Source organism: Lysinibacillus sp. ZYM-1, assembly GCF_001308875.1.
In the GTDB taxonomy this organism is placed as follows: Bacteria; Bacillota; Bacilli; order Bacillales_A; family Planococcaceae; genus Lysinibacillus.
Map to the genome: position 1 here is coordinate 1 of NZ_KQ465165.1, position 11,520 is coordinate 11,520.

The 11,520-nt window shown below is 34.5% G+C and carries 10 protein-coding genes and 1 pseudogene; 8 read left to right on the forward strand and 3 right to left on the reverse strand.

From position 1 onward, the window contains the following. The first annotated feature begins 377 nt into the window (after positions 1–377). A complete protein-coding gene (locus AO843_RS23255) occupies positions 378–1,184 on the forward strand; it encodes a hypothetical protein (RefSeq protein WP_197278997.1) in 807 nt (268 codons plus the stop codon). A 240-nt stretch (positions 1,185–1,424) separates the two neighbouring features. Continuing rightward, positions 1,425–1,640 (forward strand): hypothetical protein, encoded by a 216-nt coding sequence (locus AO843_RS23260; protein WP_054613433.1) that lies wholly within the window; start codon positions 1,425–1,427, stop codon positions 1,638–1,640. 350 nt (positions 1,641–1,990) lie between these two features. Here the strand turns inward: AO843_RS23260 and AO843_RS23265 are convergent, their stop codons facing one another. Both AO843_RS23265 and AO843_RS23270 read right to left on the reverse strand, forming a co-directional pair. Beyond that, positions 1,991–3,421 carry a serine hydrolase domain-containing protein gene (locus AO843_RS23265; protein WP_054613434.1) on the reverse strand — a complete coding sequence of 477 codons (1,431 nt, stop codon included), beginning with the start codon at positions 3,419–3,421 and terminating at the stop codon, positions 1,991–1,993. 78 nt (positions 3,422–3,499) lie between these two features. Beyond that, positions 3,500–4,484, reverse strand: a pseudogene (locus AO843_RS23270) (IS256 family transposase); the annotation flags it as partial. A 230-nt stretch (positions 4,485–4,714) separates the two neighbouring features. Here AO843_RS23270 and AO843_RS23275 point away from each other — a divergent pair. From AO843_RS23275 to AO843_RS23290, 4 genes are all read left to right on the forward strand, one after another. Continuing rightward, entirely contained in the window at positions 4,715–5,434 is a 720-nt protein-coding gene (locus AO843_RS23275; RefSeq protein ID WP_054613435.1) for an ABC transporter ATP-binding protein, read from the forward strand. Beyond that, a complete protein-coding gene (locus AO843_RS23280; protein WP_054613436.1) occupies positions 5,403–7,868 on the forward strand; it encodes an ABC transporter permease in 2,466 nt (821 codons plus the stop codon). Before AO843_RS23275 ends, AO843_RS23280 begins: the two co-directional genes overlap by 32 nt. 6 nt (positions 7,869–7,874) lie before the next feature. Beyond that, positions 7,875–8,381 carry a PadR family transcriptional regulator gene (locus tag AO843_RS23285; protein WP_054613437.1) on the forward strand — a complete coding sequence of 169 codons (507 nt, stop codon included), beginning with the start codon at positions 7,875–7,877 and terminating at the stop codon, positions 8,379–8,381. Positions 8,382–8,572: 191 nt separating this feature from the next. Next, positions 8,573–9,088 carry a hypothetical protein gene (locus tag AO843_RS23290; RefSeq protein ID WP_343069272.1) on the forward strand — a complete coding sequence of 172 codons (516 nt, stop codon included), beginning with the start codon at positions 8,573–8,575 and terminating at the stop codon, positions 9,086–9,088. 256 nt (positions 9,089–9,344) lie between these two features. Here AO843_RS23290 and AO843_RS23295 read toward each other — a convergent pair whose 3' ends face one another. Beyond that, positions 9,345–9,977, reverse strand: a complete 633-nt coding sequence (locus AO843_RS23295; RefSeq protein WP_231630245.1) for an IS66 family transposase — start codon at positions 9,975–9,977, stop codon at positions 9,345–9,347. 187 nt (positions 9,978–10,164) lie between these two features. On the opposite strand from AO843_RS23295, the gene AO843_RS24985 reads away from it, so the two are divergent. Together AO843_RS24985 and AO843_RS23310 are read left to right on the forward strand one after the other, a co-directional pair. Further along, entirely contained in the window at positions 10,165–10,533 is a 369-nt protein-coding gene (locus AO843_RS24985) for a hypothetical protein (protein ID WP_197278998.1), read from the forward strand. A 685-nt stretch (positions 10,534–11,218) separates the two neighbouring features. Then, a complete protein-coding gene (locus tag AO843_RS23310) occupies positions 11,219–11,446 on the forward strand; it encodes a hypothetical protein (protein WP_054613440.1) in 228 nt (75 codons plus the stop codon). Positions 11,447–11,520: the final 74 nt, after the last annotated feature.

Genomic DNA, 11,520 nt, shown 5'->3' on the forward strand with positions numbered 1-11,520 from the left:
GACCTTCCTCTCCCAGCCGTAGTATCCTATACCCGATTTTCACATTTTCATTCTCTGTGGTGTAGCGCCGATTTTGCGCTACATGGATGGCTAACGGTGGCTTTTATCCAACAAGGATTTACGCTTTTTTGAATTTTATTTACTAAATGAGCAGTTTAGGTGAATAGTGTTATCTAACTAATGTTCAACACTCGGACCAGTTAATTGAATAACTCCTCTTATGGATATTTATGTTAAAATTTAGTTGGATAAGATGCTAATTTATAACTTATAAAGTTTGACAAAAATAAAAATATTGGGGATTAACAGATGAAAAAATTAATGAAATTATTGATATTCTAATTTGTAAAGGTTTGATAATAAATGATGGTTTGGAAGTGATGGGGTTAAAAAGTGGTACAACTAATGGTGTTTTATATACTCTCAATTATAATGAGATACCGACCTATGTGATGAAAATAGATACCCCTGAGATTATCACTGCAACTAAGGATTTTCTTATGACCTATAAAGATGTAGGGTTGTTGCCAGATGTTCTTTATACAGACGATGAAAAAGAATTTATTGCCTACTCTTATATTTCTGGAGAGACCCATTTTAATAGAGGTTCTAAAATAGAATGGATGATACTTTTAATTAAAGAGTTATTCAATAAGTACAAAAAAGTGGATAAAGACACAACTTGGGGCAGAAACGATGGAATACATAGAAATTCTTGGTCAGAATTTAACCAAAGTAGTTTGGAGTTTGCCCGAAGGAATATAGGAGATTTATTACCAAGTGAAGACCATAAAAGGATAGAGATTTTAGTAAATAAATTAAAATTATATCATGATCAAGAAGAGAAGTATTATCTACATGGAGATACTGGTGTACATAACTTTGTATATTTGGACAACAAATTAACAGGAGTCATCGACCCATCACCATTAATCGGTCCGAAAGTATACGATTTTACTTATTCTTTTTGTTCTTCGCCAGATAGTCTAAATCTAAGTATGCTTTTTTCATTATTTTCGTTGTGGGATATTCATGATTCTTTTAATAAGGAACGGCTTATGGATGAAGTTCTTTTTCAGTTATATACACGTATTGGAGTATGTATTAAAGTTCATCCACATGATTTAAATGATTATATGGTGCCTGGAAAGAATGGAGAAAATACCTTCCTTCTAACTAAATAGTTATTCTTCTACACTTAAAGAGAGCTTTAGTGAAAGAAAAATTAATTAATTTTGAGATTGATATAAGGAAAGCGTATTTCTTTATGAAAAGGTGGAATAAAGGGTCTAGTCAGATTTATGCGGATTTACAACGGTAAGCAAAGGAAAGTCCCCAAACGATGCTTTGGGGAGGTTATACTTCAACTAACGAAACAGATTAGATGAATAAGGGTAGCTCTATTTAAATAAGGAGGGATGAAAATGAGTATCTTTAAAAAAAAGGAATTAAAAGTCTTTTTATGGCCTTTCATTATCACTTTATTTGGAGTGTCTTTTATAACGCATATCTATAGTTATTTCAATACTGAAGAAATAAATTTACTCATCACTGGCTGTTATGAAAATGGTGGAGAAGTCATATTAGAAATCCATAATAATTTCACAAGTAGTTATTCTTTTGAGTGTAGGTCGAAATAGATTTATAAAGTATACAAAATAAACCTAACAAACGTTCCCAAATAGAAGTTTGGAAACACACCAAAAAGGCACGAATGTTGTTAAATCAATGTTCGTGCCTTTTTACGAGTGTGCAGAAATAATAAAATTGTTTAATTTACAATAAAGTCATTTAAAAAATAATATAGTTGTTTAAAAATCCTTATTCCGAACGAACAAGTTAGTGGAAGTAATAGTAATTAGGTTTGGCTGGGAAAATTGTCGATGATATTAAAAAAGACACCGAAGTGTCTTATGTTTTTCAAATTAAGCATACCGATAAATTGAAATTTAATTACTTAACATTATGCTTATCTTGGGAGCAAGGTATTTTATCGGTGAGTGTATACAAACCATGTAATGCTTGCTGTTAATAATGCTGACGAAATCAAAGCTGTAAGAACACTATATGTTTGCCAAATAAGTATCGATGACCAATCTAAAGCACAGCACAGTATACCCAGGGCAATCGTAGCGATCAGGAAAATAATTGTTACGATTATTCTCTTTTTTGTCATTGGCTGCCGCTCATTCGTTTTCCTTCTGCGTAATCCTAAGAGAAATAACAAAACGGCCAATAGGCAAAGAATAATTGTGATAGACGACAAAGTGATATCCAAAAGCTGTGTGCCGCTTATTTCATATGACTGAGTTAGATTGCCGTCTAATATATCTTTAACTTTTAGTACCAGGTTTATATTGGTATTTGCACCGTTGGTCAGTAAGCAGACAGCTGTTCGTTCATTTAGCAGTATGGCTACTTCGGTTCTGAAATTTGGATTGCCCCCAGTGTGTTCTATAATCGTTTGGTCGGCGTTTACCGACCAACCTGCCGCATAATACATATCGTTGACAGCCGAAACAGACATATCACCCTTATGTGATTTTTCGATAACCATGTGAAATATTTCGGGTATGTCCTGCACGATACCCATTTGTATGCCCATCCAACGCGCCATATCTTTTGTATTAGAAATGATGTAGCCTGCGGGTTTATTCCCAGCATAATCCGGAGCTTTAAATGGAGTTGTCATAAAAAAGGAAGAACGGTAGCCCTGCGCCAACTGTCCAGTGGCTTGAGCATCTTCTTTATAAACATACGTCTGGTGAAGACCTAATGGCTGAAATAACTGTTCCCTCATAAAGTCTTCATAGCTTTGTCGCGACACAATCTCAATAACCAAACCCAATACGTCATAATTAACAGTTCCATAGTTATACTGTTCACCGGGAGGGAACGCCAATTCAGCATCCACGAGCATTTCCACAGTCTTTTGCAACATATCCGGTGTATTGCCTTGAGGAATATTTTGAGTATGCCTAATATTTGTTAGACCACTGGTATGGTGAAGAAAGTTATTTAGTGTAAGGCTTTGCATATCAACAGGTTTCCCTTGATACTTTAACGTAAACCAAGGTAAATATTTTTGGACAGGGTCAGTCATTGAGAGCAGCCCTTGCTCTTCCAACAGCATAATACCCATACCGGTAAAAGCTTTACTGACCGAGGCTAACTCATAGAGTGTATTTTCACTTGCAGACAACCCCTTTTCACGGTCTGCATACCCTGAAGAAAAGTAGAACACTTCATCATCAGCAAGTATTGAGATTGACATTCCCGGCACACCTGATATACGACGGGCATCATCTAGCAACGCTTGAATTGCCGCAGATTTCGAATCTGACAACGCATAACTCCTTTGTGTTGCGAATCCTGAGAATAATATAAATATCGTTAATACAAAAACAATAATCTTATTCATAAACTCTCCTTTTTGAAAAATTAGGTACCGTCAATAATTTTGTGTAAATAAGTTTTTCCTTTTCTTGTAGACGTTCTTTTATTCTTTCATTTTGAACAGATTTTCAAGTTCTGCTCGAGCTTTGTCAAAACCTATATGGTACCTGGTGGCGAACCGTTGATTATATTCTTCAAACTGTGAAACTAGAAAGCGTTCTAACGATTCTTCGTTGGGGAATTCCTCCTTACGCTTGCTATATTTCTTGATTTGTTTATTGAATGATTCAATCAAGTTGGTGGAATAAATACTACGCCAAATGGATTTTGGAAAGCTATAGAACGTGAGTATATAAGGATTGGCAGCTAACGGTTTTGTGACTTTGGGATAGAGTGTTTTCCACTTTTCAATGAAATCTTGAAGCGCTTTCTGTGCATTTTCCAAGTTATCTGCACGGTAAACCTTTTTGAAATCGTCACAGATTTTTTGGCGATCAGAAATTCGTACTTTATGAGAAATAATTTCGTTGTAGGTGGACACAACACGTTTGGTATTTTGCATCTGGATAAATTGAGAGAATGGCATCTGCGATACCTTTTAAACCACCTGATACAAAATAATAAGATTTCTTCCGCACCAGGTCTTGAATGTCTTGAAGAACCTTTTTCCATACGCTCTCTGATTCAGTCGGTGCAATGGTATATCCTAGTACATCTTTTGAGCCATCTTCACGGATTCCAACGGCAATATAGGTCGCATCTAAATAAACACACGCATACCGTGCAGAAAGGGGACGAACTTGAAACGCCTCAACTTGTTCAGACATCACCTTTGTGAGGTTCGAAATCGTTTGTGGTGTGTAATGGTGACCATACATCCGCTCGATGAGATCAGCAATTTCAGCGTTTGTCACGCCTTTTTGAAACATATGAATCACGAACGCCTCTAGTGTATCGTTTGAACGGCGATAGGGCGCTACGGTTTGTTGTTTAAATTCTCCATTACGATCTCGAGGGATAGCAAGTTGAAGATCAACAAACTCAGTATGTAGCATACGCGTATAGGAACCATTTCTAGAATTACCAGAGTACCTTTATAGTACCGGGAGGTGCTGCGTGTTTATATGCGTTATTTGAATACGGGCTTACGATAAAGTGACGACTTTATTATCATTATATAATATATACTAAGTATATATTATACTTAGGGGACCTTTTATAAAAAATACATAATTTATAATGGAATTTAAACGATTTTACTTTTATACATTATATACTTAGTATATAATAATTTCGAAAGAATAGGAGGAATTAAAACATGATTAAAGTTAGAAATTTGAAAAAGGAATTTATACAGGGGCAAGAAAGAACTCAAGTCTTGAAGGGTGTTGATTTGAACGTTGAAGAAGGCGAATTTGTGGCTGTAATGGGCCCAAGTGGTTCTGGAAAGAGCACATTACTACAACTTTTAGGGGGTCTTGATGTCCCTACTGAAGGAGATATAGTAATAAATCAAAGTAATTTAAGTAATATGACGGAAAAAGAAAGAACGATATTTCGTAGAAAGTATATCGGTTTTATTTTTCAGAATTACCAGCTACTCCCTACATTAAGTGTAGAAGAAAATATAGCTTTCCCTCTTCATGCAGATGGTAGTTTAACTAAAAAGAAGAACCAAATTATTATAGAACTACTTGATTCTGTCGGATTGAAAGGACTTGGTCGGAAACGTGCTAATTTGCTGAGTGGCGGTCAACAACAACGAGTTGCTATAGCCAGGGCGTTAGTTAATAACCCTTCTGTTCTATTAGCCGATGAACCAACAGGAAATTTAGATAGAGGTAAAGCCGAAGAAATACTCGGATTAATATCAAGATTCAATCGAGAGAATAATCAAACAATCATCATGGTAACGCATGATATTTTCGCAGCTGGGTTTGCTGATCGAATTATTCTTTTTAAGGATGGTGTTATTGATCAAGTGATTTCTAGAAAGGATGATGATTATGCTAAATATGTGGCGAATTTCATGGCGTAATATAACACATAATAAAAAAAGGTTTTTCATTTCCCTACTTGGGATAATCTTAGGTATAGCTTTTGTAACATCTATGCTTATTGCAGACAAAACAACAAATGATGTTTTCGATTATTATGAAGAAATGTATGTGGCAAATGCGGATTATTGGGTTCTAAGCGATGAACATACTTACTCTGAGGATGTGGTTTCGTCAGTTTTAACTAGCCCAATTGTGACGAAAACCATGCTTGCACTTGATAAACAAGCCTTTTTTGAGCTGGAGGGTGATCAATCTTTAAATCAAAGATCCGTCCGAATTACAGGCGTGAATGATCAAAGCAGTTCTTTACTGAAACTTCCTGTTATCGAAGGGAGTTTGGATAATGAAGGTTTGGTGATACCAAAAGCTGTTGCAAATCTGTTAAATAAAAACGTAGGAGATACAATTAGGTTTACCGATTTGGGAGAAGCTAAGGTTTCCGCCATTGTTGAATATACGCAGTTGCTTGCAAGTCCGAGTAACTGGGAGCGTGCTGAATCAACCAGCTTCCGAATCATGGCTCCACTTGAATTGCTACAAGAATGGACTGGTATGGAGGACAAACTTTCCTATGTAAGATTTCAAACAACTGAAGAAGGAGAGAAACTTTTTCAATCTCTCCAGGAAGAATTTCGTAATTCAAATGTATATGTACAACCAGTTGTCGCGGATGATCGGCAAAGTAACGATATAGGGGGACTATATACGTTCTTTTACTTAATTGCTGGGTTATCTATGTTTATTAGCGGATTCATTGTTTTTAATATGATTTATACAAGTGTTATGGAGCGAAAAAAGGAATTTGCAATCATGAAAAGTTTCGGATATCTACAAAGTTCTGTTTCCAGACTTATTTTTATTGAAGTACTACTGTTGGGGCTAATAGGTACAGCTGTTGGGGTGCCTATGGGAATTTGGCTTGGGGATATGTTCATGCAAACTTTACTAAGCGTATTTGAATTTGACATGGTTTACACATTAAATTGGAAAATACCTGCATTAATAGCTGTATTAGTTGGAATTTTATTTCCTGTTGTATCTTCATTATTTCCTATTTACAATGCGGGGAAAACCTCTGTGTTATTGACATTAAAAATGGCAAATCAAACCCAATCATCGAGAAGCTTGTACATAGTTAGGGCAGTTCTAGGTGTTGGCTTGCTTGCTTTTGTATTTATCAATCATCCCATCTCTTATTTAGCGATTTTAGTAAGCATCATTTTGTTGTTTCCATTATTGTTACTTGGTGTGAGCAGGATATTTAAACCTATTTTAAAATTAATCTTCGGCTACTCTGGTAGTCTAGCAACGCAAACCCTTACAAAACAATTAAATCGAAATGCTAATACTGCTGCTATTCTTGCTGTGGGGATTGCAGTGATATTATTACTAAGTGCTGTTATTGAATCCGCACCTGAAGGTTATGAAAATGAAATCAGGAATACGTATGGAGGAGACCTGAGAGTTTCATCAGAAGCACCTTGGTCTAATCAGGATATAGAAAAGTTACTATCGTATGATGCTGTTGTAAATGTTGATCCTTTAACGGAAGCTACGCCAATTACATGGGTAACCACTGATGGGGAGAAGAGACAGTTTTCTATTTTTGCTGTAGATGAAAAAGGCCCCACCTTATTTGAAAGTTCTAATAAAGACAATTTATATTATGAACTGGCAAAGGAACCTTCTGTTATCCTCGGCGAAAGAGCTTTTGATGAATGGGGTGGAAATATAGGAGAATATATTTACATTAATACACCCTCAGGTAAACAACAACTTGAAGTCCTTGATGTAGTGAAAACATCGAATTACTCAGGCTATGTTGCATTTATGGATGAGAATCATTTAAATAATAAATTTGGTTGGGCGAATCATTTCGACATATTATTAACTTTAAATGACGGATATACTGGTGAACAATTACGTAATGAGTTATGGTTGGATTTCAGCACTCATCTCTCAAAAGTAGAAACAGTAGAAGATGAAATTAAATCAACTACTTCAGCATTAACCGGTATGAATGAGTTGATTTTAATCATGTTAGTTTTAATCATTGGACTAGCTAGTATCGGTACAGCAAACACTTTATTAATGAATACGTTGGAACGCACCACCGAGATAGGGACAATGCGAGCGCTTGGTTTTACGAAACAGCAAGTTAAAAAGATGATCATTGGAGAAGGTTTACTTATAGGATTGTCGGGGGTTATTGGTGGTATAATTTCGGGTGTAGTTTTACTTTATACAACTAGCCAATCCGAACTATTGGGAGGGGTTATATCTTTTCAATTACCTTTAGGGAATATTATTCTGGCACTGATTGCTGGTGTTTCTCTAAGTCTCCTTGCTTCTTGGATTTCCAGTACTACAGCTAGTAAAATAAATATTATATCATCACTCAAAGAAGGTTAAGCAATTATGTCGGTTAAGCACGGAATATTAACTCTGCTATTTCTACAAAAAAATCATGGGTATGAATTAAAACTAGAGCTAGAATCCCATCTGGGAGTTAAAGGAAAAATTAATCCTGGTCAAATTTATACGACTCTAGACCGTCTAATACGTGATCAACTTGTCTTATCTGTAGGAATGGATGACCAAGAAAGAAAACTTTATGAAATCACTACGGAAGGTAAAAAAGAGTTGGAAAATTGGTTACTGGAACCTGTACCCTATCATTCTACTAAAGAAGACTTTCATTTTAAATGGAGCTGTGCTCGTAAGATTGATTTCGAACAAGAAAAGAAAATGCTTGATCAACAAAAAGCGATGATAATGAAAGATGTCATGGAATTGACTAAATTTAAAACGGAATTTCTTCTTCAAGGTGACGAGAATAGGTATTTATTAATCACTGGTACCCTCTTGCATTTAGAAGCAGATTTAAACTGGATAAATCAAGTTGAAAATCGAAATAGACCATAATTCTAGGTAAAGGTTTTCTCTTTTAAAAACCTTTGCCGTTATTCAATCTTTTGAAGGGGAGTGAAAATTTTTTGGATATTATCCTTGATTACAATTGGGAATTGTTTATCTCTATAGAGGTATTGTCATTGGGATCCCTGATCTTATTCGGTATATTTCGCTATTTTTTTAAAAAAACTCGATATAGCCTAATGTTTATTTTTTTATTTCTGTTTTTGTTGATAATTGAGGGATTACTCGGACTGTATGTCTATCGTCAAACAGGAGAAATATCAACTTTTCAAATCGTTATTATCATCTTTATCATTTATGCTTTTACATTTGGTATACTCGATTTTATCAAATTGGATCGTTGGATGCGTAAAAAAATTGGAAAGTTACGTGGCGTTGAATTATTGACTGATAAAGATTATGAGATTATTGAAAAAAATAATAATCCTAAATATATTGCAAAGAAATATCGTGTATCATCCTATATTCATTTAGTTTTGTTCATTACAGTTCAAGCTATTCTGTGGGTAATTGGTACAGAAAGTTTGGCAGAGATAAAGATGTACTTAAGTGATTTTTCGTGGCTAGGAAATGAAAATGCTAAAGGATCACCTTATCCAAATGATGCTGCGTTTGCAATAGGTGTAATTTGGGGAATTGTATTTATTGCTGACTTTATTTATTCATGGTCTTATACATTGTTTCCCAAAAAATAGGCAGAAGTAAGTTTGAACTTCAAAATTCGCACAATTATGGCATATACAAGTTATAATCGCCTTTTAATATTAGTGGAAACAAGATATTAATCTATTCTTTGAATACATGTCTACAATGAAATAGTGTTGTTTAATTACACTTTTTTATAAAAAGGTATTGATAAAGTGTAAGCCCGAATTATAAAAAAATAGGCGCACCTTTTCGGTACGCATCACGAATAGCCGTATATCATTGATTTTTTTATCAGATATACGGCTATTTTATTTTCCGCATGCAGCTTGGATGTTTTTTTGACCAAGGCATGTACTGATTTAAAATTTCTAGGTTTCGGTGGATATCCAGATTCGGTAGATCCGTCATTAACTTCATCAGGTATTGATAGAAGTCCACACCATTTGCTTTGACCGTTTCTGCGATGCTCAAGCAGATGGCGTTTGCTTTTGCACCTGCTTCACTGACAGAGAAAAGCCAATTTTTTCTCCCTATGACGTTGGGACGAATGGCATTTTCAGCTGGATTATTATCGATTTCAATACGCCCATCATTCAAGAATGCTTTTAGACCATTCACTCGATTGAGTGTGTATTCCGCAGCCTTTGCAAGCGCATTTTTTCCGTAGAACAGCGATTTTTCAACCCAATCCAGAAACTTTTCAACGATTGGTTTCGAATGCTTTTTATGTTGTTTTCGACGTTTCCCTGGAGACATGTGCTTAAACTTACGTTCAAGTCGGTATAAATCATCGCAATATTTTACGCCGATTTGCCCGTCTGGTGCAGTGTATTTTGATTTCTCGGTTTTCGATCCGTATAAAAGTTTTGTTAAATAGCGTACTTGTTCAGTTAGAACTTCAATCTGTTTAGATAAGTCTTTGTTTTGTTGCTTCATATAAACAAGCTGTTCTACAAGAAGTTTGATTAATTTCTGAAGATTGTCACTTAAACTAAAGGAACAGTTTAATAGAATAAGAATTAGAAAAATAAAACTACACCATATTGAAAAAACCGCCCAATAGTGTAAAATTACACTTATAGGCGGTTTTTCCTTATCAATATAATATGGGGGTATATATAAATTGAAGAGGTTTATTAAAAGTATTTTGTCTTTATTTCCAGTTCCTTTCTTATTTCATTTTTACGAATTTAAATGTCATCTTGCTAGGCAACAAGCTGATTTTTTGTTTCCAATATTTCTAGTGTTCATAATTGTTGTAAGTATATCATCGAGAAACATTAAATTTCCTTTGTTCTTTGGCTTGAATTTTATTATGACCGTTATTTCTTTGATATTTGGCTATTTTTTCATAGTTGATGATGGAGGTTGGTTTAAACCTTTTGGCAGAGATGCCGCCATTATATTTGTTTCAATTATTTATATTTTAGGGCAATTAATTATAAGATTATTTAGCAAGCTAGGTCATACTAACAGCCAAAGTAATAAGTAAAGATGAAAAGAAAGGAAGTAATTCTTCTTTATGATGGATTCTTTTTCAAAGGCTGCTAACTAGTGAATGCACTGGACCTCCCATAAATAATGAAAGTTGTGCAGTAATTATTAGAGATGATGAAATTATGGAAGCGAAAATATAGTGGAACGGCAATTCTGAAGTTATTGTATTGACTAGAAAATAGAACAAAGTGTAATGATTAAATTACGATTGCTTATAACATGCAAGCTTTTGGCTGCTTATTTAACAATCGGACGCTTTACTTCAAGATGGGATTCCATAGAATCCCATCTTTTTTTTATTCAACTAACGGTACAGTTTAGTTCAATAAGAGAATAGTATCCAATTTATGTTAGTATGATAAAAGAGGTGAAGAAAATTAAACTACTTAAATTTATGGTTAATGATAATGAATTCCCTTTTTTTATGTATGCTTTGGATAATGAATTCGAAGAAACCCAGGTTAATGCTGTAATGAAGATACTATCAGCTTTCTATTATCGTCTAAACGAGAATAATGATAATAACTACCATAGTTATCATGAGTTAAACAAAGATGATGAATCATTAAAATCGTATTTGGGAAGTCTTTTGTGCTAATGTTGTAAAGCATCAAATATATGAGGACGCCTTATGCAACAATTGGGCGCTTTTCCAAATCATGTTGCGAGGTGAGATTCGAATGGGGATTAATATTTTGATGTATACAATGGTCTTTTTAGGACAATTAATTAGCGTCAGTTTAATATTAGCTATTTTTACTACTGTTTTTGTGAAAAGCAGGAAGCAAGGTTTTGTATTTTTAACAATCTATATATTACTAAATATATACTCTCTAACTATTGGATTTAAATTTACGTTAGTAATGGGGAGTGGTATGTTGATTGGGAGCGTCAATATTTTTGTGTAAATGACTTTCCAACCCTTTCGGGTAGAATATCACTTTGTATTTATCTATCACTTATTCATAAGATTAATTTCAAG